This is a genomic window from Zooshikella sp. RANM57 (genome assembly GCF_050749885.1).
Taxonomy (GTDB): domain Bacteria; phylum Pseudomonadota; class Gammaproteobacteria; order Pseudomonadales; family Zooshikellaceae; genus Zooshikella.
The window spans coordinates 1-23275 of the sequence record NZ_JBOIUB010000025.1; the positions used below are offsets into that span (position 1 = coordinate 1).

The window sequence follows — 23275 nt, forward strand, 5'->3', positions numbered from 1 at the left end:
GTTTTGGTCTTTTTTGGTGCTCTTTAATGATTTTAACTCATGAGTTGTTGCATGCTATCTCCCCTTAAGTGAGTTAAAATGTACTACATTGATGAGCACTGCCTATTTTCCGCTAAGTTTGTAGATCTCGTAATAAATAATTAACTAAAATATCATACAAATATACCTCTTTATAGGTATATTCACTTACGCAATGGTGAATGTACAAAACACTTGTATATGTTGGTATCTGAATATAACTAGAAATTAGCCGCAAGGTCTCCTATGAAATAGTGCTCTTTAACAGTCTTAACTCATGAAATATTCCTTCCGCATATAGAATGAGTTTTGATTGGGCCATATTAAAGAGCACGCTTTTTTCTCCACCACTCCCCTACATCAAAACCAGGGCAGGTCTTATGCGGGTCTAAATCACGATGCCCGCATATTTCAGCAAGCGGGTATTTATCTTTCCAGCGGGTTAACACACGGTCCAAACTATCAAATTGGTCAGCTGTAAACTCATCCCTACCAATCAAGCACACACCCAGGCTGTTACTGTTGTAGCCCTTTACATGAGCACCTTCCCAGTACTCGGGCCGACCATTCTCAACAGTCCCGTCTCGTCGTATAACCTTGTGATAGCCGATACCTGCCCACTTGCGCTGTATGTGCCATTGGTGAATGTCTTCGGCAGTTACGTCCCTATCGTTCGGTGTGTCCGCGCAATGGACGACTAATCTAGTAATTTTCATTCGATTTACCGTTAATGTTTTAACGCCTCCTCTAACGTCTCAAACGTGGGTATTTGCTTAACCACAATCCTCCCCTCATCCCCCCAATACTTACTCACGCGACCATCCCAGATATGAGAGTCTTCGTTGAATACTGCATCGAGCAAGCCTTTCTCTAGGTTGTCTTTATCGGGTGTTTGTTGGTGAGGTTTGCCCCGCATCTTGTCTCGCTCTTCCTCGGTCCAAGACTTAGGCATAGGCATAACGAAAATTACGTGATAGCCACTCTCAGGCAAGTCAACACACGCCTTGCGTATCTCATCCTTATAATCTCGATACTGCATAACACAGGGTCGTTGTTTCCACTTATCTGAACGGGTCATACGTGGCTTTGTGTTTGGTTTTATTGGGTAAGTTTTCATATTGAAGGCAAAAAAAAAGCCCCACGAATGGAGCTTATTTAAAACAATTGAAGGATAGGCAAAATATGCCTATTTGGAAGACTTAACGAATTGCTCAGAAACAAAAAAGCCCCGCTGTGTTAGCGAGGCCTTTCCTTAAGATACTTTTCTCTGAGTATGGGAATATTATATATCCAAGGTTCACATGCGGTCAATTAATTCTTTTGAAAATTACTTAATTTTTTTGCTAACGCATCAATTATTTCAAGCTCCCATTTTTGAAACTCTTCTACAGTTGCCGTATATCTTTCATGCCACTTAGTGCACCAGGTGTTGTAATGAACGCCACAGAACTTTGCTAGCTCAGACTTTTTCATTGGTCTTTTCCCATCATTACAGGTACAAGCTCTAACAAACTTCTTATGTCGATATACCCCAGTACCACCACAAGTACCGCAAATGTTTTCCTCAACAAGCTCATTAATAACAAGTCGTCCCACCTGCAGGAAGAAAAACAAGGAACGCTTTTTGTTATCAGGAAATGGCTCTTTCCAGCCCTGCTTAAGCGCAAAGAAGATAACAGCCTTTTGAGTCAGCTTGTCTAGCTCATGTAGTACGGTTTTATCGCCCGTATACTTCAGCAAGCCGTACAGATACGCCTCTCGGCTTATATCAGCCATGCCCAGCGCACCAGCCACGTCTTGCATAGTTAATGTTGGTGTGCCGCCTAAGCAGCCGTTTCCGGCCTTCTCATAGTCCAAGCCTTTAGCGGTCATCATTGACATTAGATTCAATCTATTTGTGTTCATGTTTGTTCGGTCTCAGTCATTATTCTTGTCGATCAAGCGAATTGATCATTTTTTGATTTATTGTATTTTTTACATGGCTCATGCAATAATTCTGCAGAAAATCAGAAGGGAGGAAGAGTCTATAATAATAGTATATTTATAATATATTTATATATTTTATTATTTATTACATAACTTCTTAACCCCTCCCTTCTTTTGCCCTCCCAGATTTATTTATGTAAAACCCCATGTAAAAAATCAATAAATACTCTAGCCCAGTAACCACGCGGGTTATATTCTGCATCACTAAATATGCAATAAATCAATAATTCACTATTTCGGCGTCAACTTGCTCAATATATGAACAATGTATAAGCGCGTTGCGTGGTCTACCTCTTTTGTTGGCGTTGATGTTTTCACACCGCATAGCCAACCCTCTGTTTATCAAAGCCTGTACAATGATTTGCTCATCTTTAGGTGTTAGCCTTGCAAACTCACTCTTACGTCTAGCCTGGCTTTCCGTTAACCCTTTAGGCCCAGCTTTTCGAACCACTTCAGCACAAGCTTTTAGCTGTGTCTCAAACTCCGAGCCACCCACACGCCGTATAACCGTATCGACTAGCTTGTAATCAAGGTGCCGTACATAATCGATAGCCCATTGCGTTAAGCTATGATGTATAACGCGGTTATCTGATCCCTCTGACAGCGCCAGAATAAGCGCAAGCCTCATGGCCTTTTCACGGGTTCGGGTTAACAATACATACAGCTCAGAATCTGTTAGTTGTTGTTTCTTGTCGTTTAGTTCTTCCTCGAACGCGGTGAGCAGCTGCAGGCTTTTCTCATCAAACATCAAAACGTGCTGGCTTGGTGTCTCATGACTTGCTTTGTAAGGCGTTAAATTACCCACCAGGTTAGTCCTTACCTGTCGTATCCAATCAAGAACAGGCTCAGGCGTAGGCATTGCATTAGGCTTAACAGACAATTGCATGGGTAAATCACTTTCCATAATCAGAAAGCGCCCCAGGAAACCATCACGCACCAGTTGCGGTGTAAGGCATTGATAAAACGTTCCAGGGGTTGTCATACCAAACAGTGTTATTGCAGGGTTTACGACTTTTAGCGGCTTGTCCTGGTCATCTTTTTTAGCTGACATTGTTGAGTATGTCTGAGGCCGTAAAATGCCATCGCAGCGGCTCCAGATCTCGATTAACTGGGTAATTGCTTCCTCTCGATGAGAGTTGCCTTTGCGGTGTGAGCTTTCGAGATATTTACCAAATTCATCAATTACCGTTATGTGATTAGGGTAATCTATTGTCTGGCTCATAACCGCGCCAGTTGATGTATAGCCACTACCGCCAATTAAATTGCCATAGCCTGCAGCCTCAAGGACCGTTTCAATCACTTTCTTGCCATGTTCTTTCCCTTCCCCGCTCTTTGCGATGTTTAGGAAATACAACGACGAAAAGTTTTCCTGATCTGTCTTGTAATAACGCCCACACACCAAACTACCTAACGCTAAGGCAGCCTGAACGGATAGCGCTGGTTGCTTCTTAACGGCTGTCTCGTTCGCGTAATCAACTAACTGACCTAGTACCCCTGGCACCTTGTATAAATGATCTGGTAAGCCCTCAGAGGCGACAAGAGGCGTATATTCATTTTGTGGTTCTGGCTTTTCGTGCACCAATGGAATAGCAGAGCCTGGATTATTGTTTAAATGGGTTAACGCTACGCTGGCAACTGTCGTGTTTAGCTCTGCTTCAGGTAATGGCACCTGATTTGTTGAATTCCATTGTGAGACAAGCTGAGTCACCGTTTTTAAGTCATAACCCGCTGTAATGTATTGGCCTGCTAAGCTTGCTGCAGCGTTATTACGCCCTCCTTCAAGTACAGGGCTACCGTCGTGTTTTGTGGATGCGTAAGCACTGGCACTAAACCCAAAGTTACCAACGGGTTTTTCTTCGACGTTAAACGCTTTGATCGCTGCTATGTCTTCGTGAGAAAGAAATGGTAAATCATGTATAGAATTGATTGGCCAGCTGGCGTCTAACTCCCACTCATATACAACGCCCGTATAGTGGACTGATCCAGGTGCAACGACATAACCACCCTCGCCCCGAATATCAATCTTGGTCTTTGTGTTGGATGAATTACGAATAGCAACTTTATCGTCGTACTGAAAATAGTAATGCTTACCTTTGGACGTTTTAACCTTCCAAGGCGTGCGCCCTACTTTGCCGGACTCCATGAATGTCACTGCTTCCAGCGAATCCGCATCCACCACCACAACGCTTTTACCCGTGATAATTCCGTAGTTCGCCTGTGGCCAGCGTTGTGTCCAGGCTTCTATTTCAGCGTCAGTGGGGTTTTTATCTTGATATTGTCGCCAGTTAATTAACGGGGCTTTGGGCCATTGTTTTTTGGCTTTATCGCGATCCCCGTTACAGCGCTCATTAATAAAAAACTCGGTTATTTTCTCAAATGGTGAGCCGAGCGGAATAATGGTAAAACCCTGCTCAGCCAGTTCCCATGCTAATTCCTCTGTAGATTTATTTGTCATGCATACTTCTTAGTTAAATTCGTAGCTCATTATTTTTTTAAATTTTCCGTCAGGCTTTACTTGAATAGCCCTTGGTGTTTTAACTTGAATTGTTTTAAGCATTCTGACTGCTTCATTTGTGCTTTCAGGCATTGGCTTGTCATAGCCGACACGTTGCGCCCACCAGGTTAACGCTTTGGTTTTTGCATACCCTTCGTGTTCAGGACAAACCCACTCATTTATAAATTCAAAACCAGTGCGGTAAGCCACTCGAATAGAATTAGGTGAGCCTTTTTTGGTATGAATAAAATAATTAACGTCACTGACTGGCACCCATTCGGCTTGTATTTGCGAGCTGAGCACTGCGTCTTTTGACGCGCTGTGATCATGTATTGGCTTTTCTTCAATCTCAAAAATAAGGCCGCAATTCTCACATGTTCGACGTGCTGCCAGCTGCAATAAATTGCACTCAGGACATTGACGCACAGGCGCTGCGCCTTTTTTCTTTTTCTCTGGACTGGTCACATGCACTTGATCAATCGGCCCATGACGCTCAACGTTGCTACCGTAATCTAAAACGAGACAGTTAGTTTTATTTGTCTCAGGTGAGATCCGCAGCCCTCGCCCCATTATTTGCATGTATAAGCCAGGTGATTTTGTTGAACGCAATAATGCAATTAAATCAGTACGCGGCGCATCAAAACCGGTTGTCAGAACACCTTGCGAGATTAAGCAACGAAGCCTACCTTGTTTAAAGACTGATATAGCTTCATTGCGAGCATTCTCGGGTGTCTTACCATGGACTGTAAGCGCAGAGACACCCTTTTTTTTAAGCTTCTCTTCGATCTCAAGACAGTGTGCTACAGAGACGCCAAAGATTAACCAGCTTTGCCGGTCAGCGCCTAGCTCACAGATTTCGTCTAAGGCTTTATCAGTAAGACTGTTCTTGTGAACGGCCTTTTCCATGTCTTGAGTAGCAAATTCACCCTGGCGCGTTCTGACGCCCGTTAAATCTATTTTTTCCTGACCACCTTTGGTGATTAAGGGACTTAAAAACCCCTCATCAATCAATTGTTGTATATCCGTTTCATAAACAATCTTATGAAATAAAGCGTTTTTACCTTCCGTTAATAGTCCTGTTTTCGTCCGGTATGGCGTCGCTGAGAACCCTATCATTCTAACGTTTGGGTTCATCAGCTTTGCATGGTTTAAGAACTTGATATACATCGAGCTATCAGCGTCAGCATTAATTAAATGGCATTCATCGACAAGAATAAAATCGTATGGTGGTAAGTCGAATGCCTTTTTATGGACTGACTGAATACCTGCAAATAACACTGTTGATTCAGTGTCTTTGCGCTTCAAGCTGGCAGAATAAATGCCTACGTCGACTAATGGATTGATCAGGGCTAATTTTGAATAATTCTGTTCGAGTATTTCTTTAACATGGCTTAAAACAATAAAGCGGGCGTTAGGTTTTTTACTTAAATATTCTTCTATAAACTTGGCAATGATGACTGACTTACCGCCGCCCGTGGACACACAAACTAATGGGTTACCTTGTTCTTCTGCTAAATACTTGTTTGTTGCGTCCAGGGCTTCGCGTTGATACCACCGGAGCTGCATCAATCACTCCCTGGTAACTCAAAATTTTGAGTTTCATAGAATGATTTACACGTTTGACTACACCAAACATCAGCCCCCTTTGTTACCACACGTTTAAACTCTTTTTTCTTTTGAACATTTAACCCGATCTCTTTACCACAACAAAGACAAGCCTCCCAATAACCCTTAATTAATGTGTCTGCTGCAGGCACATATCCAAGATCAGCATAGTGGTCAAACTCAGGCATTCTATATGCTTCAAGCTCATCTACTTCATACCCCAAAATTCCAGCAGCTTTTTGTTTTGCACCTTCACTTGTGGGGTCAAAAACGATTTCAAAAAATCCATCAGTACAGTCATAATCTGAAACACGCCAGGCTATAATTTCCTGATTTTCTGTTTTAGCGATTGTAGTATTCATTAAAATTATCCTTTTTTAATGGTTAAACTGACTCGATTGGAAACATTTCATCAACTTTATGCATTGCTCTTTCTGCAGATCGAAAACCCCTTATTTCATCCACTCCATAGGGGCCAAAACCAATAAACGTTTTTGATAATTTATCCCCTTTCATGCCATGACAAAGCGTTACGCTCGCCTGGTCAGAGCGGGTATACATGTAATGGGGATCTCCTAACCCACACTGACAAATTGTTTTTTTCCATGTCACTGTTCTTGTTCCTCCCTCATTTTTTCGACAAAAAAATAAGCCGCTTTTGCATCTTTACTCGCAAGCTTTGCTAACTCTGGCGCTAGTGCATACAAGGCATTCCAAGCGATTGCTATACTCTTATGAGATTCTTTGAAATACTGAATTTCTATTAACGACTCTAAGCAACTAAGTAAACGCTCATCAGTTAATTTGGGTATTTCCACGCTTGGAACGTAGCGGATACCATTTATTATTACGTCAGGCATTAATTGAACCTTTAAGCATTTTTGAGTTGATTATTTTTCTGACTCAGTTAATTCCGCACTAAACGCATCACGTAGCATATTCACGTCTTTATCAACTAACAGATTTTTGTCTTCTACAGCTCGAATTTCTGTGCTCTTAAACTGGCCAGGATCTTCACCCGAAATAAATACCTCACCCGTATCTTTGAGCTTGTACTCAATCCAGTATTCACCCGCGTCCAGGGCCTCAGCGAAGTTCAGCAACAAATCAGGTATGTACAAATGTGAGCGACAACCACACTGCTGTTGTTGCTCGGTCAGTGTTACGTTGTAGCGCTTGCAAACCCAGTTGCCACCCTCCTCCGCACTGATGTGTAGGCAGGTTCGGCAATTAACCGCTGGGGCTTTTTCACCGTGACAAATGGCCTGGTGATCACAGAGTTTGCACTCGTACCAACTGGGTTCGTCATTAATGCGTGCTAATGGCCGATCGCTGGCAATAATCCGCGCCGCTTTTTCGTACTGTTCATTTGCATGGTCTTCATCAAAATCAACAAACTCGCCGTATAATTCTTCGTTATCTTTATTTACCGCAATATAAAAAGCGTGCTTAATCTTGCTCGCAGACATATACACTTGCATTTGCGTGTAGTGTTGAGGCTTGGCTTTCTTAACACCTTTTTTCTTTAATTCTTTAAATGATTTATCGCTATGGGTTTTCATTTCAACGACATGTTTTTGATTGGGGTTTTCAGGAAACCCCAAGCCGATGCCGTCTAAGCTACCACCAAAAAAACCATCACAAGCATTGATTTGATACTGCTTTCCCGTACGAGGATTAACTGTACTGATTTTGACACCAATCGCCTTCAAGTCAGAAGTGAAGCGGTCTTCAGCTAAATGGCCTGTCTGAAAAAGCCGGTACATCCGCCCTTCAAGATCACTAGGCGTACACCACCGGAAGTCATACCAGATAGCTCTTTCGCAAGGTTTGCCAATAATTGAAGCGCCTAAATGGCCACGAAAACCGTTATCAGAAGTATTTTTATAATGCTGGTAAATCTTATTTATTGTGTCGCTAGCTAAATTAATTGCCATTATTTTTTTGTTTTAGCTCTACGCTTTTTTGCTCAATAGCCTCTAAATATTCGGAAACATTTTCTGCTAATAACACAAAAGCAAACGCTGGTTTTCCATCATCATCAAATACTTTAATTTGACATTGACCGCCGTTAGACTCAGCCATTTCACTTATTACATCAGTTAAAGTAGTTGTAAAAAGCTTATCAACACCATCAGTCATTAATTTTCTCATTATTCTTCCTTGCTAAGGTCTTTAAGGGCTTTGACGTACCAAACATTATCAATATCAGTATCAGTAATTTGTTTTAAATCTTCAGGTTTCTCTATCTTGTTCCACCAGCTTTCATATCCCATAACAACCTTATTTAAATCAAAAACCCACATTGCTGGATTACCCATACCACGCTTCAAATAAAGTGTTTCAATGCTAGTGTTATAACCTAATACAGGTTCACAAAGATCACCTAACATAACACCCAGGTACGTCTTTTCATCACTGCATGGCTTAACTGCTACATAATCACCTTGCTTTATATTATTAATATTAAGTAATGGCTGTTCTCTTAAGGGTGAATATTCTTCAAATACCACATGTTTAACTGAAAAATTAATATTTTTATCTTCAGCTGCATCTGCACAACGTTTTATATTAAGCCACTCCCAATTCCCAATTTTTTCTGGTTTATCTTTGGTGCTATCTACAAACGCCTGGCAAAGCTCTTTGTATTTTTTACATGCCTCATATCTAGCTTGATAAGCTTCGTTCATGTCATCAATCAGTTTTTGTTGTGCTGCGTCCATGTTTTTCCTTAATTATTTAAATTGTTTGTAAAATTGGAGTATTAACCCCAGCCCTGCCCGTTATTGGGTTGTTGCTGACTATAAAATGGTGGTGTATTAGCAACAATATTCTGTTGCTGTGGAGCCTGTTGTTGCATTGGTTGTGCTTGCTGAGGCTGTTGCATCACTTGCTGTTGAGCCAAGGGCGCAAACTTTTTAATATCATTTTGTGGCCCATATTGAGGGTTATTTCTGATACCAACAGAGATAACACACGCCTGATTTAGCAGCTGGTCACTGTCATTAGCATCAGGATAGCCAATCGCTGTACACAGCGCAGATAACCGCTTACGGCCTATTTCCTCGGCTTGTGGGTTTGGGTGAGAAATATTGAAATTTTCGTAAATACTGCGGTTTTGATATTGCCCCTCAGTAATAACAAACTTCACCTTCATCAACGCGCCCGTATTTGCGCTGTTTGAATTAATACTTGCTTCAGTAATTATTGCTGGATAATTGCCTGCAGGAATTGGGGTAAAACCTTCGTCAGCTGGATATTGATTTGCAGAAAATCCAAAACTAGCCATTGTTTGTAGTTGTTCCTCTTTGCGAACTTGTTTGTAATGCCGTCATAAATGCTTCCCAGGAAAGGGGCATTTTTTCCGGTAAATTAAAACGGTTTTTTGCCTTGTAAGCGGGTTTCTCGACAGTGTAGATATTACGTTGTCCAGTGCCCACGCCTCTGGCTTTATTACTCAGCTTGTCACGCTGGATAGTCGTCTGGTAATTACAGAAAAGCACACAGTCAGACCATTCCTGCATTAACGCACTGGCTTTATCGTGTAGCTTTAATTGATAACGGTCGTAAGGTTCAGTTTCAGGCGAGTCAAAACGTTTTATATTTGAATGGCTAATTAAAATAATCGCCATTTTTTTCTCAACTCGAAGCCTATCAAGTAAATCTAAAACATCCCGCCAATAAGCTAGTGCCGCGATGTAACCCTTCGCAAAACCAATATCCTCAATACTATTTTTGCCTGCTTTCTTAGCGACATTATCCCAGACCAAAGGCTCAAGGTGGTCCAATGAATCTAATACAACTGTCTTGAACTCGTGCTCTTCGCATAACAAAGCATTCAGTGCACTTATTGTGTCTTCATATGACTTAAGGACAGGAAACGAGTCCAGCTCTAACAGCCCCGCCCCATCTTCTGTAAATAGAAAAATAGGACTAGGTGCACCCGCTGCAAATGTCGTCTTTCCTATGCCTGGCACCCCGTACAACAATATTCGGGGTGATTTTAGTCCAGTGGTTTTTGATATACTGCTGAGTGAGATAGCCATTAGTGAACGCTCTCAATGACAACAGATGTCTTACTTGGCGTGGTCGTAATGACATTAGTCACCATCGCATATTTACGCTGATTCTCATCGCGTAGGCTGCGCAGGGCTTTTACATCAACTTCATATTTTGTACGAAATATCTTGTTAAAGGTTTCTTCGCCCACCAGACGCTTAACGTGACTTACTTTAGTTTGGTCAACTTTGCGATCAAATTTAGATGTTGTGCGTACTTTAAAGCGTGGCGTTGTTTCACTTCGTGAGCCTTCCAGCTCACAGCCCATTAAATCAACAATTCGCTCTTCAATTGAAATTCGGTGCTCTCTGGCTTCTGCTTCTCTTAGCTTTGCCTGCTCTAACAGTGATGCATAGTAGTCCAGAGCTTCCCTTGTTAGTTCTTTTTGTTCCATTGTTATTGGTCTCATCAAATACATGTTCTTTCTTGTAGTACCTCTGTGCGTGATTATCCTATTATAATCACCAACAAATATCAAGGTACACTATACAGATGAACATCAATTATTTTTGACCGGTCTTATAGCTCCAACGTATACTCTTATCTAGGTTCACTTAGGTACACTAAATAGATGATATGAGTATTGGTATTGATGAACTCGGCCTAAAACAGACAATGGGCTTTCGTATACGGCTAGCAAGACAAAAAAGAAACCTCACAATGGAAGAGGTCGCTAGTCAACTAGGCTCATCAAGAGGCTACATTGCTAATGTAGAGTCAGGAACTACTAATCTTTCACTTATAAGAGTGATTGAGTTCTCCAAGATTCTAGAGGTAGATCCAGCATGGCTTACAGGCTTTAGAAATTCTGATGAAGGGCTGTTTATTGATGAGCTAACAGACTTTATTACTGACGATTTTGTTCTTAAGTCCACTTTTTTGGATAAAAAAGGGCTTAAAAGTGATCGCATTTTAAGCGTTGAAGTCGTTGGTAAATCCATGGAGCCAACCATAAAAGCGGGCAGCTTTGCTATAGCTAATATGGAAGCTACTGGAATAATTGAGCGTGATTTATTTGTTTTAAAAGTAGAAGATAAATACTGTGTACGTTGGGTTGAACCTACAGTTGAAGGTAATTATAAAATTGAAAGCAATCAAAATGACCCTTTTTTCATGCCTAACTGTACTGTAACGCCAATGGAATTAACCCAAATTGAAATTATTGGGCGTGTTGAGTTAATAGTTAGCAGTAGAGACTGACATTATTCTCTTTCAAGCAACTCTTTAAAAATCTACAATACTGGCTAGTTCTGTTGTCAGGACTAGTTTTTGCTTTATGGCGGGTGGAGAAAGCGGAATAAAATACCGCATTTGCGGAAATATGCTTCACCGAGGTTTTACTCTTTAATGGTCTCGGTAGTTGACACCCGCCGCCATTTATTCAAAAATGGCAGCACTAATCTAAAAAATACCATTAAAGAGAAAAATATATGAAAACTTCCAGAGTTTTTTATACCTCACCTTTTGTGCATTTTTCTTGTAGCCTGTTTTTAGCTCGTTTTTCAACCAGCTAATTACTTACCTTTGTTTTGTTCTTAACTGCGAACTGTCGTAGTGCCTTGGCACATCTACAGAATTTAAAAAAGTGAAATATTTCACCTATTCCAACGTCATCAAATGACTGATAGTTCGCGCACGGAAATGATTTAAGACGAAAGTACAGGCTATGTCACAAGCGAACTGCACCACACCTACATTTCATGCCATGCTTAATGATGGCTTTGTTATGGCACCTAGCGCATTCTTTAGCGCCCTCGCTGAAATTGGGCTTAGTAAGCGTGAATTCAAAATCGTTGTTTTTATCTATAACAAGACATTTGGTTTTCATAAAACCGTTGACCGCATTGCTCTTAGCCAGTTTGTAGATGCCACAGGCATAGCTAAGCACCATGTCTCAGAGCTTATTAAAAAACTGGTCGCTGAAAAAATTTTGATCAGACAGACGACAGATAACGGGTATCTGATCGGATTCAACCCCGCTCTTTTGGATATAGGCAAACAGTCTAAGCTATCTCAACACAACGCTAAAAAAGTAGATACCTCAGTTCCCAAAACAAGTAACGGGGGTTCCCAAAACGCGGAAAAAAGGGTTCCTCAAACAGGGAACCACAATATATATAATACAAAATATAATAATATTATTATTAAAGAGCCTTGCTCAGAAAATGAACAGGGTTTAAATAATGATCAAATCAAAAAGCAAAATCCCACCACTGAAGACTTCCAAAAAGTTAATGCCATTGTCTTTGAGTCACTGGAAGAACAATACGGCACTGAGTTTATTCAAGACCATGAGACTTTGATTAAATCAAAGATGATGGATAACGAAGCCTATTGTCGACAAAATGGCTACTTCCCAAAAGTCAGTATGGCTCTGAAATACGTACAGACTGGTATTGATAACTACCTGAAGACCCAAAAGCGTACCGCTCAAATCACCGCAGCCCTAGACAAGAAAGCCAAGGCCACCACTGATTACCAATTCAAAATTGCCCAAGAACTTGAGCGCAAGATGGATGCAATTGCGCAACGAGGACGTACGACAGCTGAAGAGCTAACCGACTACAGCTGGGCTAACAAATTCCGCTTTGATAACAACAATACCGACGAGAACGAACATGACCCAATCCCTTACAACCACGAAGAATCAGGACATTGTTACTTTGAGCAGAGCCGAACTAACAACGTTTTACAACGAATGTCATGCAATGGCTTCAGGAATAGAGACTATTAGCAAGTCGTTGCTTGAAAAAAGAAATATTCCTATTCAGCCAGTCCTCGACATCTGTGTTCTTGCGGGATTGCTGAAAAAAGGGCTGGAACCACTCATACAGAAATAATAAATAACTATGAGCAAAGAGATTCAAGGAAAAGAAGTTATTGGCATCCAGAGCCAGGCATTAACCGCTGAAGAGCTGCATATTCTTGTAGCTCTAGCCGATGGCAAAACCGAAGATGAAATAGAGCAAGAGCTAGGCACAGACATCACTCTCGCAAGCCTCCCAATTAGAGCAAAGCTTGGTGCAAGTACAAAAATACACATGATTAGCCGTGCCTTTTTACTTCAAGTTTTGATTCCTAGAGCGCTGGTAGTTTTGCTCTGTGCATCGATGGTTGTTGGCATGGATGACGGCTACAGGCGGGGACGGACAAGAGTTAGAGAGTCTTTCAGGACATCATTAAAAATAAAAAGTTAAATCAAGGGAGAGATTAAAATGGCTTACGAAATTCCTATAAATGCAATAAAAAAAGAAATTGAAAGGCTGAATAAAAAAAGAATTCTAATTCATTCAAATATAAATGCCTCAAGCGACTTTTTAAACTTACGTAACAAGAGGCTTGAGCTAGCTACAACTCAAGGAAGACTTCAATGTGCTATTGAGCTTTCAAGCGCTGGCTTGAAAAAACTTACTAAGAACCAGCTCGCAGACACCCAAGCAGAACTTGCCAGGGTAAACAAAGAAATCGCTAGGCTTGAAAGGCTTCGGAAGCTGGATGTTAAAAAAGAAATAGAAAAAGAAGTTCAAATAGAAAATGATATTTTCGACTTAGCCCAAGAGCTATGCAATATTGAAAGGATGGCTAATCGGTGGTGATAGGTGCCCTGCTAGCTGCAGGGCTGGGCAGCATTTTAGTTGTCTTGATCTTCTGGCATGGTCACAAAATTATGTAAATTCTGTTCTTTTAGCTCTATCCTGGATGGTCCTACTTTTATGAGCTTATCATTGTCACCATCAGCATATTGCCCAGAAAAACTTATTATAGCGCTATCATTAGTTAATTTTTCAATACTCATTGTTGCCCATGTATCAGCATTAGCTGACTGATAATAAGTTTTTCCATCCCAGTGTAATGTTGTAGAAAATAAGGAGTTATTATTTCTTTTTATTGAGTTAAAGCTTTTACCTTCTTTTACATTTTCTCTAAGGATCGTTATATCAAGGTAGTTATCCTTATTAGGCCCGGCATGAAACGAAACTGCTTGCTTATCACCCATTGTATAAGGGAAATCAGAAACGCTTAACATATTACTGATGACAATTGGTTCACTCTTAACCACTGGATCAATAATACATCCAACAATAAAAACCACTACAAAAGCACCACCATAAATGCCTACTACTTTTCTCCTTGTAGCTTGTTTTTTCTTTAAAACTAAATCAGGTTTTATCATTCCAATGACAAACGCAATGATAATAATAAAGCACAACAGTCCTAATATTGCTGCCATTAACCAATCTCCTTTGTTAAAATTTTTGTGAATAGTATCACACTCTCAAAATAACTAGGACTAGTGTACTTAGGAAGCAAACTATGTATAAAACACTTGTAGCCTTACTTATAGCCGCCCTCCCCTCCTTCGCACTTGCTGATATCGTGGGCAAAGTCGTATCAGTGGCAGACGGGGATACGATTACTGTCTTAGATGACTCAAAGAAACAGCACAAAATACGCTTTGCTGAGATAGACACGCCGGAGAAAGCTCAGCCATATGGCAGTAAAGCCAAGAAAGCGTTATCTGACTTAATCTTTAGTAAGACAGTTGAAGTGCGTGAGCACGATGTTGACCGCTATGGTCGTATTGTTGGCCATGTTTATTTGGGCGGGACATGGATCAACGCCGAAATGGTCAAGCAAGGCCATGCCTGGGTTTATCGAGCATATAGTAAAAACAAAAACCTGTTAGCTCTAGAACAAGAAGCCAAGGCCGCTAAAAGAGGTTTATGGGCGTTGTCTGAAGCTCAGCAAATGCCACCATGGGAATGGAGAAAGCAACAGCGATCTGGCAAAAAAACGCAAACCCAGGCTAAAGCTCAAAACTCATCAAGTGGTAAATGTGGTACTAAACGCTACTGCAAAGAGATGAGTAATTGTGATGAGGCAATGTTTTACTTACAGCAATGTGGGCTGACCAGACTAGACAGAGACAAAGATGGCGTGCCTTGTGAGAGCTTGTGTAAGTAAATTATATAAGCTCATATCTTATAAAATGATATGATATCAAATCATATATAAATACTTGATATCATATCGTTTCAAATGCTATCAAATTAGATCAAAAAGCAGGATATCACCTGCTTTCATCTATAATTAGATAACATGATATCACCTGATATCATATCATTTAATAATCAGCCAGCTTATGCAATTCAGGTAACAAGATAGATTGTATTAGCTTCTGTTTACTTCGATGCTTGCTGTTATCAAATGCATCTTCAAGTAGCTGTAATTGATATTTGTTCAGTCGAAGTAAGAACTGTTCTGTTGGCTTCTCATCTGGGTCATGCTCATTTTTTGGTTTTTCAGGCTCAGCGACAGGCTCAACCTTTTTAGCTGACTCAGGATCTTTTTTAATTTTCTTACCAGAGATAAAAGCTTTTCGTTCTTCTTCAGTAAATGTATTCAGTTCGTCGTCAGTTACTAAAGCATTTTTAGGCATTGTTGTTACTCAACATCTGAAAATATTTTCTTAGCAAGCCTGTTCATTTCGAACGAAGCTTTTTCGTCTTTATACTCAATTACACTTAACCCGCTGTCTTCACACTCTCGAAATGCTTTCCTAGAATATAAGCACTCATCAAGTATCTCGACTAACTCAATCCCTGGTAACTCTTGAATTAAACCAATACTCTCACGCTTCTCACCTGACAAGTGATGTGTAGATACTTCGTTGAAAAATAGAATGCACTTGAGCTTACGATTCATCTTTGAAGCTTGGTTACAAAGCTTCAACATGTGGGGGGTAGTTTCTAAATTGAATGTAGACGGCTTAAGCGGCATCAATAGTATATCTGCAGCCAACAAAGCAGACCTAAGCTCTTCCGAATCACGACCGCCAGTATCAATAACTAGGTCTTGATATCTCTCTTTTAAGTCAAACATAGAATCATAAATATCACCTGTCTTTTGAACACAGTGAATTTTAGGTTCGACTTCGGCTCTTGATCTTCTTAGCGCCCATTTAGAAGCGGATGGTTGAGGATCTGCGTCAATTAATAAAACATCCCTCCCCTGCTTAGCTCTCCAAACAGCTAAGTTAACGGCAGCTGTCGTCTTGCCGACGCCCCCTTTTTCTTCCCCCACTAAAATAATCATAGGCCTGCTTACCAAATTAAAGTGATATCATATCATATTATTGCATTTAGTATTATTTATGCAACTTTGACGGTAAGAGATGTACAACAGTAGCTTAATGAAGATATCATGTTATCTGATTAAAAATTAGATGATCTGATATCATATCATATTAAAAGGTAGCTTCATGACTCAAAAGTGCCACTCTTTTAATCATCTGCCAGAACGCCACCCCAAGAGCGCACTACAGTTAACCCCAAGTTACATGGGTGCCACTCTGAGTGTCACCCTATCAGTGGCACTATCTGTATTGCTCTTTGCATCAATCTCAGAAAATTACTACTACAGTCTTATGTTCGCTGGGCTTGCATTATCATTTGAATTAGCCAAGTTTGTTGCGCTACCAGAGATTGCACGACGAAAGTCGCGTGGTGACTGGTCTGGATGCATAAGTGCATCTGTGTTGTTTGGTGTACTTGCTGCTGCAAGCATCTTAGGTTCAATTGGTGGGTTGCAGAGTGACACCCAACGTGTTCAAGCCAGTATCACAAAGTCAGAGCAGCAAAGAGTGGCACTCACAGAACAAAGACAGTTGTTGCTTGATGAGATCGCAGAAAATCAGAAAGCTATAGATAAGTACATTGCACTCAACAGAATAAAGAATTATGCGCAGCCATTACAACAGCGTAATGAAGCGCTGAGAACAAAAGCGGCAACGATACAAGACAAGATCAGTACGCTAAGTGTTGTACAAGAAACGCCAATGACTGCATTGTTGGGTGCTATTGCTACGGCGGTGGGTAAAGATAAAGATGTAGTGCAGGTTTACGTTTTCATCTTGTTAGCGGTATTGCTTGACCTGGTTGCTAGCTTCTTTATTTGTTTACTACGTGAAGAAAACGACTTCCGTCGTGACTATAAAAGTAAGCAGAAAGTAGAAGAGGGTGACACTACTTCTAATGTGGAAGAAAAGCCAACAGTTGCACTTTTAGAAAGTGCCACTCCTGAATCTGAAAAAGTGCCACCCACTGCTACCCCAAGCTTACAGGTGGGTTGCGGTGATCATTGTGAGCAGGAGCAGGGTGGCCATAGTCATAATCCAAAAGCGATGAAACAACAAAATGTTGTCAGCATCAATGATAAATATGAAGCATTAAAAAAACTTGTGCTGGAAATGAATGAGGGAGAGGGCGTTAGTAAACGACAAATGATGAAACGATTTAAATTAGGAACCCGAACAGCAGACCGCTATTACCAGCTGTTGCTTAATGAAAGTCTCATTGTACAGCACAACGAAACTAAGTTATTTTATCGAGCTGCCCAAGGTAAGACGATAGAACAACATGCAAAAAAATATGGCTAAAAAGCCAACAGTGACAGTAACAGTTAAAAAGCGGCGGCGTGTTGTTGTACCTCCACCGACTGAGATAGAGGCACCGCCAGCCGCTGAAGTAGCTAAGACCGAGCTTAAAATTAAAAAGGCTAAACCTACCAATTATAAAAGCAGGAAAACAGCAAAGCAGATCCTCGCTATTCTTGCTGAGGAATTTCCCACCGTTTTTGCTGCAGAGCCTAAGCCATTAAAAGCAGGTTTTACTCAAGACTACCCATCGACCAAGCTAACCCAGCGAGAGTGGAAGAGGGGGGTTGCTGAGTGGGTAACAAGTGAGAAATACCTCAAGAGTTGTGTTGCTGGCTCCCAGCGAATTGATATCAATGGTCAGCCAAGTGGGGAAGTCTCTCAGAAAGAAGCCAAATATGCTAAGGCCCAGCTGGCAGTCACACAGCTTTTGAAGAAAAAGCAGTTTTCAGCGTTAAACAAAAATAAGCAGTTAGCGATGCGCGAGATGGCTAAGAAAGTGGCTAGAGAGGCGGAATAGTCCATCATTGTTTATATGAGTTAAGCGCAGCCTTCAAGCTAATGTATGTTCCACAAAATGTTCCACGCGGAACATGTTACTTAATATCAAATTCACAGAGATAGAATATCTTTAGTGCTTTCCATCCCTAAAATAGCTTCATTGATGCATGACTCAAGTAACAAGTACTTCAAAGCGTATACATAATGCGCTTTTACACTATCTTGATTGCACAAATTAAAAATAGTCCTTTCTGTCACTTCAAGAGCATTAGCTAGTGTTTTTTCATCATAACCATGCTTCTGAAACAGCTTTTTAAACTCTGGCCCAGTCATCAATGGGGATCTCCTGTAGCGTTTAAATGCATCTTACTGAATTTTTTTCAATATACAAGGCTTCCAAGTCATATATTAATGAAATTTTTTCAAAATACCTATTGCATTATATAAGTACTTGTATATTATATAGGTACTTGTATAATGATAGGTAAGAAACACAACATGAAGCGGCTCAAGTTTGTAGGTAAATCTAAAGATGCGCTCAAGTGGTTTCCAGAAGCTGCCAGGCAACAAGCTGGCTATCAGCTACACCTAGTACAAAAAGGCGAAGAGCCATACGACTGGAAACCAATGACAACTGTTGGCAAAGGAGTTAAAGAGATCAGGATTAAAGAAGGCGAGCAATACAGGATTATTTACATTGCTAAGCTTGAAGATGCTGTCTATGTCCTACACGCCTTTAAAAAGAAAACTCAGAAAACAAGTCAACACGACATTGAAATAGCTAGAAATGCATTAAAAGAAATCCTGCGCTAAGCGGGATTTACCAAATATTTATAGAGGGTTTATGACATGATAGAAGAATTTGAAAGCGTTTGGGATGCGCTAGAAGATGATCCAATCAAAGCACAAAATTTAAAATTACGCTCAGAAATAATGATGGCCGTTGTGGCACAAATTAAGCAGAAAAAATTAACTCAAGAAGATGCGGCCCAAGTTTTAGGCGTATCACAACCTAGAGTTAGTGCATTATTAAATGGAAAATTAGACCAGTTTCGTATCGATATGCTTATCGATTTTGCTCATAAGCTTGGTTTACATGTACATTTTGATATTGCTGCTTAATGATATGGCTCCCACCTAATTAGGTTAGGAGCCGCTATCTTGTTAAAACTATTTAATGTAAAAATCTATTTTTACACTTTGATCATAAATATATTTGTCTTTTAAAGACTTTGTATATCCTTCTTTTACTGAGTCTATTTGTATGAAAGCACTCTTATCTAGCTTTAACTCATAGTACCCGTTTTCATCACTCACAACCTGGTGTACTTTACTGCCGCCAAACCCATCATAGTCACCGCCTTCATAGTAATAGTTAGTTATATACAGTGTATAATCACTCATGGCTTTTTTGTCTTTATCGTACACATAACCACTAACAGTGACATTTTGAACATCTGAGTGTGCGCTTTCCCACAAATTCTTGAGCACTGAAGGAAGCAAGTAACAAGAAAACAGTAGTATGGTTATGGCTGAAATTGCAATAATCGATCTTTTACTGACTAGATTTATACGCATCGATCCTACTTTTTATCGTTGATAAAATAAAAGACTCTTTTTTCTGTTGAATATTTCCATGAGTAACATCAGGCGCAGTTCCATCAATATTATCGACTCTATTAGTTCCTTCTGCTGAGTGTCGATACCCTCTTGATCCTGGCAAATTAGAGCTACCATCAGTTGAGCTTTTTTCGCTTGATTTTGGGTCGTCGCTATCCTTACCGCTACGACTAGAGGTTCCAGAACTTTTTGTTTGGTATAAGTTGAGTGTGTACGCTACATTGCTAGGCACAGAGCTATCTACTGTAAGACTCCTAGCAGGCCCATCAGAGCTATCGACTATCACCATCGTATCTATTGGAATACTTTCATCTTCTGCAAACTCGGCCAGGTTTACAGCATTATCACCGCCATAACTATAGCCATAGATGATAACCTCATTCCCTAGTTTATAGTTACTGAGTAAAAAATCTGCGCCGCGTGAAACTCCAGCCCCCTGAGTAAAAGCAGGGGCTATTATTGCTCCTACAACCTCACGTCCCTTGGAGATCGCATATTTATAAACCTGGTCATATATTTTACCAGTATGTCCTACATCCTCGTTTGATTTCTTAATTTGTCCTTCACCAAAAGGGCCACCATGGTAAAAAATTAAGATAACCTTATTTTTTTCCTTGGCCTCATCCTTAGTAAAGAGTTTTACTATTTCTTCTGGTGTTAAAAGGCCATCACCAAACGCATTTTGCAACCCTGCAGCAGTGAGTCTTTCATTAGTCAGACTAGAAGCGGAAAAGCCTCCACAATCAAAACCAGTTGTTACCTTGCCACTACAGGGGCCAACAATTGAGTTCCCGTTGCTGACCTGACTACCCACTATCGCAGCGGGTTTGCCATCGACCATAATGGTTGGGTTGCCCGTGGTAATCACACTACCATCGCTGAGCTTGTCACCCACACGAGCGATAGGGAAGCCTTGATCTTTCATATTAGGGCTACCTTCAACGATGGTATTGCCTTTATTGTCTTTATCACCAACACGCGCTAAACGGAACACCTGTTGTACTCCAAATAATGGCTATTCAGTCAGTTTAGTCAGAATAACCAACCTGTTGTGGTAACTCGTCACGCGAAAACCGTTTCATTTTGTATCTGTTGAGTGCTTTTGAGCTATGGCGGGGTTGGGCGTCACTTTTCATTACATTAGATTAATCTAACTTAGTAATACGTATTACCGTTTTTGATAGTATACTACTAATGTCACCCAAAAATAGCCGATAACAAAGGTTATCGGAAGTTTTTTCGAGGGGGGTTCGGTATTCTGGGGAGGGGGAGGAGCACTAAGGGTCTTGTAACAAGAAATTAAGCCATACTTTCATAAGTATTCTTAAAAAGACAAGGAGCAGGTTATGAAAGAAGAAAAGCAATCAGATAAACGACAAGAAAAACCAATTTTTTCCTTTGAAGAGGTAACGCTTAAATATCACAGAAATTTAATTTTATGTAGCGTAATTTGTTGGGCCTATGGTTCATCTGCTCTAACATTTAAAGATGAAACAAATATCACTGTATTTCCTTTTAAAAATGCTACCTTAGACCATATTTTCTTTGAAAATGGGCTAGTACTTGTAACAATATATTTTTTAATAATGTTTATCATTTCTGCATTAAACGATGGGCTAAGGTGGAGAATAAAGCTGGTTATAAAAAACAGTCTTCCTAAAACTGGATCAGTAGGAGCTGGGCAAGTTGCCCATGAATTACAACATAAAACTTACTCCACTGCTTTAGAAAAAGTTAATAACTCAACTCCAAGTAATGCAAAATTTAAAGTTTATGACACTGATGATATAAATAGAATTTTTCAGGAAATATTTAGACAATTAGATGATCTTTCTGATAAATATAATTCTGACCGAGAGCCTGATCTAGAACCAATAAATAATTATTTTAACTTGATTAAAAACACTTTTAAGGAGGATCGAGACTTAATCATTAAATATGATAAGGGGTTTAGATACTGGAGTTATTTTGACTGGATATACTGGTTTATTTTTCAATCAATGCTTCCAATTGTATTCTGTATTTACAGTATTATATTGATTTTTTATAGATAATATACTATTAGACCTTTACAAGAGCCTAAATTAAGTTTTTAGTACCCATTTCTTCATGTGAAAATGACAAAAATAAAAAGGTTTCTTGATGATTAAGTTTAAAAAAATTGTACTACTTGAGGGGCGGCCGGGATTCTGACCAAATTGGCCAGAATCGCCTATAAATATCTGTTTTTTAAAAAGTATATCTGAAAAGCTATTTGTAGCTTTTGAGGACTTATTGTTATTCATTAGTGATCAAAAAGCAAAAAAAAGCCTGTTGACCAACATCCATGTGTTTTATCTAACACTTAATGTATAATTCATACTGGAAGTTTAAGTTGTAAATAAGGAATAAATTTTGTACTTGAATAGGATGCTTTTTAAGCTTTTTTTACCCTCATTTTTGTTTTTAGTCCTCTCACTAGCTGTTTTTAGCTTCTTGTACTATTTGATACCAAGTTCATTCAGTAATCACCAGTTATTGATTCCACTTGCAGAGAAGGCTAAAAGTGTAGCACCTTGGGCAGGGATGGTGGTTTGTGCTTTTGCCACATTATCAATGATACAGAGTACCATTCAACTCATTTCATGGGGCAAAGGAAGAACGCAATGTTGTCACAAATGCTCAGGTATTACAAAGCTAGTTGATGGACGCTATGGACTGTACAACAAGTGCATAGCTTGTGGAAATACTGAAAGGGCTTAGTTTGACTGTTACCCTAGATTATTCATTTTCAAACCAAATAGTATGACGATGTTTTAAAGGTTTTCCACAATGAATACAAGATTTCACTGGCAGAGCCATTGAGCGCTTCATGGCTTGACTTGTATTGTTACATCCATAATAAAGCTCCCAAACTCCAGGTGTTCCAGAAACTCCACTTTGTTTGTTACAATGATTACAAATTACATTCTCAATATGAATCCTATGATACTCACCCGCAATTTTAATTAATGCTATTGTTATACATCGCCCAGGATAGCCAATCACACCAATAGTTATACCTTTATAGTTCGAATATTTTTCTAGCCGATTGTAAAGACTTTCAAAGTCATAGTTTTTCCATGACTTGAATAATGTAACAAACTCATCAGAGTACCAGTCTTTTTTCTCTGGGAGCCTAATCTCTTGGTTATCTAAACTAATCACCTTCATGGCTAACTACAAATCCTTCGTTCTTTTGCTACAGAACTATATGCCCATTGGTATATAAATATAATGCCCACTACAGTAAATCCTACGCCATCCCAACCCAAATGAAATCTATTATCTAAATAATAGGCCCTAACAAGCATAATTCCCCCTGATACAAGAAAGTATAGGCTTATATGAAATAAAAACCTTTCTACAACTTGAACAAGAAACGTTATCTCTTTTCTTCGAGAAAACCATACACCAAAGGAAGCCATACCGAAAAATAATGATATCCCAAAGAAAAGTACATTATGAGTAATATCAGTAATTTCGTTTGGTGAAATCATAATGTTGCCAGGAAGCATATTATTAATATCTATAGCTAA

General features: G+C 39.8%; 32 protein-coding genes. 10 read left to right on the forward strand and 22 right to left on the reverse strand.

What is annotated here, in order from left to right:
* Positions 1-341 precede the first annotated feature (341 nt).
* The 14 genes from ACQ96U_RS26115 to ACQ96U_RS26180 all read right to left on the reverse strand — a co-directional run bounded on the left by ACQ96U_RS26115 (position 342) and on the right by ACQ96U_RS26180 (position 10556).
* A complete protein-coding gene (locus tag ACQ96U_RS26115; protein ID WP_431724225.1) occupies positions 342-734 on the reverse strand; it encodes an N-acetylmuramoyl-L-alanine amidase in 393 nt (130 codons plus the stop codon).
* A gap of 11 nt (positions 735-745) precedes the next feature.
* Positions 746-1135, reverse strand: coding sequence for a RusA family crossover junction endodeoxyribonuclease (locus ACQ96U_RS26120; protein WP_431724226.1), 390 nt, complete (start codon positions 1133-1135; stop codon positions 746-748).
* Positions 1136-1329: 194 nt separating this feature from the next.
* Positions 1330-1893: a hypothetical protein gene (locus ACQ96U_RS26125; protein WP_431724227.1), complete on the reverse strand. Its 564-nt coding sequence runs from the start codon at positions 1891-1893 to the stop codon at positions 1330-1332.
* Positions 1894-2224: 331 nt separating this feature from the next.
* The gene (locus ACQ96U_RS26130; RefSeq protein WP_431724228.1) at positions 2225-4459 is read right to left on the reverse strand and encodes a bifunctional DNA primase/polymerase; all 2235 of its coding nucleotides are present in this window, start codon (positions 4457-4459) and stop codon (positions 2225-2227) included.
* Between the two features lie 9 nt (positions 4460-4468).
* Positions 4469-6064 (reverse strand): DEAD/DEAH box helicase, encoded by a 1596-nt coding sequence (locus ACQ96U_RS26135; protein WP_431724229.1) that lies wholly within the window; start codon positions 6062-6064, stop codon positions 4469-4471.
* Positions 6064-6465 carry a hypothetical protein gene (locus ACQ96U_RS26140; protein ID WP_431724230.1) on the reverse strand — a complete coding sequence of 134 codons (402 nt, stop codon included), beginning with the start codon at positions 6463-6465 and terminating at the stop codon, positions 6064-6066. The genes ACQ96U_RS26135 and ACQ96U_RS26140 overlap by 1 nt, the downstream gene beginning before the upstream one ends.
* Positions 6466-6487: 22 nt before the next feature.
* Positions 6488-6715, reverse strand: coding sequence for a hypothetical protein (locus ACQ96U_RS26145; RefSeq protein ID WP_431724231.1), 228 nt, complete (start codon positions 6713-6715; stop codon positions 6488-6490).
* Entirely contained in the window at positions 6712-6963 is a 252-nt protein-coding gene (locus ACQ96U_RS26150) for a hypothetical protein (protein WP_431724232.1), read from the reverse strand. Before ACQ96U_RS26150 ends, ACQ96U_RS26145 begins: the two co-directional genes overlap by 4 nt.
* Before the next feature lie 30 nt (positions 6964-6993).
* Entirely contained in the window at positions 6994-8040 is a 1047-nt protein-coding gene (locus ACQ96U_RS26155) for a hypothetical protein (RefSeq protein WP_431724233.1), read from the reverse strand.
* Positions 8030-8257 carry a hypothetical protein gene (locus ACQ96U_RS26160; RefSeq protein WP_431724234.1) on the reverse strand — a complete coding sequence of 76 codons (228 nt, stop codon included), beginning with the start codon at positions 8255-8257 and terminating at the stop codon, positions 8030-8032. The genes ACQ96U_RS26155 and ACQ96U_RS26160 overlap by 11 nt, the downstream gene beginning before the upstream one ends.
* On the reverse strand, positions 8257-8826 hold the full coding sequence (locus ACQ96U_RS26165) for a hypothetical protein (protein ID WP_431724235.1): 570 nt from the start codon (positions 8824-8826) through the stop codon (positions 8257-8259). Before ACQ96U_RS26165 ends, ACQ96U_RS26160 begins: the two co-directional genes overlap by 1 nt.
* Positions 8827-8867: 41 nt before the next feature.
* Positions 8868-9392: a DUF669 domain-containing protein gene (locus tag ACQ96U_RS26170; protein ID WP_431724236.1), complete on the reverse strand. Its 525-nt coding sequence runs from the start codon at positions 9390-9392 to the stop codon at positions 8868-8870.
* A complete protein-coding gene (locus tag ACQ96U_RS26175; protein WP_431724237.1) occupies positions 9385-10149 on the reverse strand; it encodes an ATP-binding protein in 765 nt (254 codons plus the stop codon). The genes ACQ96U_RS26170 and ACQ96U_RS26175 overlap by 8 nt, the downstream gene beginning before the upstream one ends.
* The gene (locus tag ACQ96U_RS26180; RefSeq protein WP_431724238.1) at positions 10149-10556 is read right to left on the reverse strand and encodes a DUF7173 family protein; all 408 of its coding nucleotides are present in this window, start codon (positions 10554-10556) and stop codon (positions 10149-10151) included. The genes ACQ96U_RS26175 and ACQ96U_RS26180 overlap by 1 nt, the downstream gene beginning before the upstream one ends.
* A 182-nt stretch (positions 10557-10738) precedes the next feature.
* Here ACQ96U_RS26180 and ACQ96U_RS26185 point away from each other — a divergent pair, with 182 nt between their 5' ends.
* The 4 genes from ACQ96U_RS26185 to ACQ96U_RS26200 all read left to right on the forward strand — a co-directional run bounded on the left by ACQ96U_RS26185 (position 10739) and on the right by ACQ96U_RS26200 (position 13758).
* The gene (locus ACQ96U_RS26185; protein WP_431724239.1) at positions 10739-11362 is read left to right on the forward strand and encodes an XRE family transcriptional regulator; all 624 of its coding nucleotides are present in this window, start codon (positions 10739-10741) and stop codon (positions 11360-11362) included.
* A gap of 466 nt (positions 11363-11828) precedes the next feature.
* Complete coding sequence (locus ACQ96U_RS26190; protein WP_431724240.1) at positions 11829-12896, forward strand: replication protein; 1068 nt, start codon at positions 11829-11831, stop codon at positions 12894-12896.
* Positions 12897-13011: 115 nt separating this feature from the next.
* A complete protein-coding gene (locus ACQ96U_RS26195) occupies positions 13012-13359 on the forward strand; it encodes a hypothetical protein (RefSeq protein ID WP_431724241.1) in 348 nt (115 codons plus the stop codon).
* A gap of 18 nt (positions 13360-13377) precedes the next feature.
* Positions 13378-13758, forward strand: coding sequence for a hypothetical protein (locus ACQ96U_RS26200; RefSeq protein ID WP_431724242.1), 381 nt, complete (start codon positions 13378-13380; stop codon positions 13756-13758).
* Between the two features lie 35 nt (positions 13759-13793).
* On the opposite strand, the gene ACQ96U_RS26205 is transcribed toward ACQ96U_RS26200, so the two are convergent.
* Complete coding sequence (locus tag ACQ96U_RS26205) at positions 13794-14393, reverse strand: hypothetical protein (protein ID WP_431724243.1); 600 nt, start codon at positions 14391-14393, stop codon at positions 13794-13796.
* 83 nt (positions 14394-14476) lie between these two features.
* Between ACQ96U_RS26205 and ACQ96U_RS26210 the strand changes: the two genes are divergently transcribed.
* A complete protein-coding gene (locus ACQ96U_RS26210; protein WP_431724244.1) occupies positions 14477-15127 on the forward strand; it encodes a thermonuclease family protein in 651 nt (216 codons plus the stop codon).
* 160 nt (positions 15128-15287) lie between these two features.
* Here ACQ96U_RS26210 and ACQ96U_RS26215 read toward each other — a convergent pair whose 3' ends face one another.
* Together ACQ96U_RS26215 and ACQ96U_RS26220 are read right to left on the reverse strand one after the other, a co-directional pair.
* Positions 15288-15602, reverse strand: coding sequence for a hypothetical protein (locus ACQ96U_RS26215; protein ID WP_431724245.1), 315 nt, complete (start codon positions 15600-15602; stop codon positions 15288-15290).
* A 5-nt stretch (positions 15603-15607) separates the two neighbouring features.
* Positions 15608-16258 carry an AAA family ATPase gene (locus tag ACQ96U_RS26220; protein WP_431724246.1) on the reverse strand — a complete coding sequence of 217 codons (651 nt, stop codon included), beginning with the start codon at positions 16256-16258 and terminating at the stop codon, positions 15608-15610.
* A 166-nt stretch (positions 16259-16424) separates the two neighbouring features.
* Here ACQ96U_RS26220 and ACQ96U_RS26225 point away from each other — a divergent pair, with 166 nt between their 5' ends.
* Together ACQ96U_RS26225 and ACQ96U_RS26230 are read left to right on the forward strand one after the other, a co-directional pair.
* Positions 16425-17600 carry a hypothetical protein gene (locus ACQ96U_RS26225; protein WP_431724247.1) on the forward strand — a complete coding sequence of 392 codons (1176 nt, stop codon included), beginning with the start codon at positions 16425-16427 and terminating at the stop codon, positions 17598-17600.
* Positions 17593-18117, forward strand: a complete 525-nt coding sequence (locus tag ACQ96U_RS26230) for a ProQ/FINO family protein (protein WP_431724248.1) — start codon at positions 17593-17595, stop codon at positions 18115-18117. The genes ACQ96U_RS26225 and ACQ96U_RS26230 overlap by 8 nt, the downstream gene beginning before the upstream one ends.
* Before the next feature lie 92 nt (positions 18118-18209).
* On the opposite strand, the gene ACQ96U_RS26235 is transcribed toward ACQ96U_RS26230, so the two are convergent.
* Positions 18210-18431: a hypothetical protein gene (locus ACQ96U_RS26235; protein WP_431724249.1), complete on the reverse strand. Its 222-nt coding sequence runs from the start codon at positions 18429-18431 to the stop codon at positions 18210-18212.
* A gap of 144 nt (positions 18432-18575) precedes the next feature.
* Here ACQ96U_RS26235 and ACQ96U_RS26240 point away from each other — a divergent pair, with 144 nt between their 5' ends.
* Together ACQ96U_RS26240 and ACQ96U_RS26245 are read left to right on the forward strand one after the other, a co-directional pair.
* Entirely contained in the window at positions 18576-18911 is a 336-nt protein-coding gene (locus ACQ96U_RS26240) for a type II toxin-antitoxin system RelE/ParE family toxin (protein WP_431724250.1), read from the forward strand.
* Between the two features lie 36 nt (positions 18912-18947).
* Positions 18948-19220 carry a helix-turn-helix domain-containing protein gene (locus tag ACQ96U_RS26245; protein WP_431724251.1) on the forward strand — a complete coding sequence of 91 codons (273 nt, stop codon included), beginning with the start codon at positions 18948-18950 and terminating at the stop codon, positions 19218-19220.
* A 48-nt stretch (positions 19221-19268) separates the two neighbouring features.
* Here the strand turns inward: ACQ96U_RS26245 and ACQ96U_RS26250 are convergent, their stop codons facing one another.
* Complete coding sequence (locus tag ACQ96U_RS26250) at positions 19269-19676, reverse strand: hypothetical protein (protein ID WP_431724252.1); 408 nt, start codon at positions 19674-19676, stop codon at positions 19269-19271.
* Positions 19654-20712: a PAAR domain-containing protein gene (locus tag ACQ96U_RS26255; protein ID WP_431724253.1), complete on the reverse strand. Its 1059-nt coding sequence runs from the start codon at positions 20710-20712 to the stop codon at positions 19654-19656. The genes ACQ96U_RS26250 and ACQ96U_RS26255 overlap by 23 nt, the downstream gene beginning before the upstream one ends.
* A 352-nt stretch (positions 20713-21064) precedes the next feature.
* Between ACQ96U_RS26255 and ACQ96U_RS26260 the strand changes: the two genes are divergently transcribed.
* Entirely contained in the window at positions 21065-21772 is a 708-nt protein-coding gene (locus tag ACQ96U_RS26260) for a hypothetical protein (protein ID WP_431724254.1), read from the forward strand.
* Positions 21773-22478: 706 nt separating this feature from the next.
* Here ACQ96U_RS26260 and ACQ96U_RS26265 read toward each other — a convergent pair.
* Both ACQ96U_RS26265 and ACQ96U_RS26270 read right to left on the reverse strand, forming a co-directional pair.
* Entirely contained in the window at positions 22479-22910 is a 432-nt protein-coding gene (locus ACQ96U_RS26265) for a hypothetical protein (protein WP_431724255.1), read from the reverse strand.
* Positions 22911-22912: 2 nt separating this feature from the next.
* Positions 22913-23236 carry a hypothetical protein gene (locus ACQ96U_RS26270; protein WP_431724256.1) on the reverse strand — a complete coding sequence of 108 codons (324 nt, stop codon included), beginning with the start codon at positions 23234-23236 and terminating at the stop codon, positions 22913-22915.
* Between the last annotated feature and the right edge of the window lie 39 nt (positions 23237-23275).

Coding starts and splice junctions, on each gene's coding strand:
- ACQ96U_RS26115 (WP_431724225.1), bottom strand. CDS start 734: ATGAAAATTACTAGATTAGTCGTCCATTGCGCGGACACACCGAACGAT.
- ACQ96U_RS26245 (WP_431724251.1), top strand. CDS start 18,948: ATGATAGAAGAATTTGAAAGCGTTTGGGATGCGCTAGAAGATGATCCA.
- ACQ96U_RS26225 (WP_431724247.1), top strand. CDS start 16,425: ATGACTCAAAAGTGCCACTCTTTTAATCATCTGCCAGAACGCCACCCC.
- ACQ96U_RS26175 (WP_431724237.1), bottom strand. CDS start 10,149: ATGGCTATCTCACTCAGCAGTATATCAAAAACCACTGGACTAAAATCA.
- ACQ96U_RS26165 (WP_431724235.1), bottom strand. CDS start 8,826: ATGGACGCAGCACAACAAAAACTGATTGATGACATGAACGAAGCTTAT.
- ACQ96U_RS26205 (WP_431724243.1), bottom strand. CDS start 14,393: ATGGCAGCAATATTAGGACTGTTGTGCTTTATTATTATCATTGCGTTT.
- ACQ96U_RS26120 (WP_431724226.1), bottom strand. CDS start 1,135: ATGAAAACTTACCCAATAAAACCAAACACAAAGCCACGTATGACCCGT.
- ACQ96U_RS26220 (WP_431724246.1), bottom strand. CDS start 16,258: ATGATTATTTTAGTGGGGGAAGAAAAAGGGGGCGTCGGCAAGACGACA.
- ACQ96U_RS26260 (WP_431724254.1), top strand. CDS start 21,065: ATGAAAGAAGAAAAGCAATCAGATAAACGACAAGAAAAACCAATTTTT.
- ACQ96U_RS26135 (WP_431724229.1), bottom strand. CDS start 6,064: ATGCAGCTCCGGTGGTATCAACGCGAAGCCCTGGACGCAACAAACAAG.
- ACQ96U_RS26215 (WP_431724245.1), bottom strand. CDS start 15,602: ATGCCTAAAAATGCTTTAGTAACTGACGACGAACTGAATACATTTACT.
- ACQ96U_RS26190 (WP_431724240.1), top strand. CDS start 11,829: ATGTCACAAGCGAACTGCACCACACCTACATTTCATGCCATGCTTAAT.
- ACQ96U_RS26140 (WP_431724230.1), bottom strand. CDS start 6,465: ATGAATACTACAATCGCTAAAACAGAAAATCAGGAAATTATAGCCTGG.
- ACQ96U_RS26235 (WP_431724249.1), bottom strand. CDS start 18,431: ATGACTGGGCCAGAGTTTAAAAAGCTGTTTCAGAAGCATGGTTATGAT.
- ACQ96U_RS26155 (WP_431724233.1), bottom strand. CDS start 8,040: ATGGCAATTAATTTAGCTAGCGACACAATAAATAAGATTTACCAGCAT.
- ACQ96U_RS26240 (WP_431724250.1), top strand. CDS start 18,576: ATGATAGGTAAGAAACACAACATGAAGCGGCTCAAGTTTGTAGGTAAA.
- ACQ96U_RS26200 (WP_431724242.1), top strand. CDS start 13,378: ATGGCTTACGAAATTCCTATAAATGCAATAAAAAAAGAAATTGAAAGG.
- ACQ96U_RS26125 (WP_431724227.1), bottom strand. CDS start 1,893: ATGATGACCGCTAAAGGCTTGGACTATGAGAAGGCCGGAAACGGCTGC.
- ACQ96U_RS26160 (WP_431724234.1), bottom strand. CDS start 8,257: ATGAGAAAATTAATGACTGATGGTGTTGATAAGCTTTTTACAACTACT.
- ACQ96U_RS26180 (WP_431724238.1), bottom strand. CDS start 10,556: ATGGAACAAAAAGAACTAACAAGGGAAGCTCTGGACTACTATGCATCA.
- ACQ96U_RS26195 (WP_431724241.1), top strand. CDS start 13,012: ATGAGCAAAGAGATTCAAGGAAAAGAAGTTATTGGCATCCAGAGCCAG.
- ACQ96U_RS26170 (WP_431724236.1), bottom strand. CDS start 9,392: ATGGCTAGTTTTGGATTTTCTGCAAATCAATATCCAGCTGACGAAGGT.
- ACQ96U_RS26150 (WP_431724232.1), bottom strand. CDS start 6,963: ATGCCTGACGTAATAATAAATGGTATCCGCTACGTTCCAAGCGTGGAA.
- ACQ96U_RS26130 (WP_431724228.1), bottom strand. CDS start 4,459: ATGACAAATAAATCTACAGAGGAATTAGCATGGGAACTGGCTGAGCAG.
- ACQ96U_RS26230 (WP_431724248.1), top strand. CDS start 17,593: ATGGCTAAAAAGCCAACAGTGACAGTAACAGTTAAAAAGCGGCGGCGT.
- ACQ96U_RS26250 (WP_431724252.1), bottom strand. CDS start 19,676: ATGCGTATAAATCTAGTCAGTAAAAGATCGATTATTGCAATTTCAGCC.
- ACQ96U_RS26210 (WP_431724244.1), top strand. CDS start 14,477: ATGTATAAAACACTTGTAGCCTTACTTATAGCCGCCCTCCCCTCCTTC.
- ACQ96U_RS26270 (WP_431724256.1), bottom strand. CDS start 23,236: ATGATTTCACCAAACGAAATTACTGATATTACTCATAATGTACTTTTC.
- ACQ96U_RS26185 (WP_431724239.1), top strand. CDS start 10,739: ATGAGTATTGGTATTGATGAACTCGGCCTAAAACAGACAATGGGCTTT.
- ACQ96U_RS26265 (WP_431724255.1), bottom strand. CDS start 22,910: ATGAAGGTGATTAGTTTAGATAACCAAGAGATTAGGCTCCCAGAGAAA.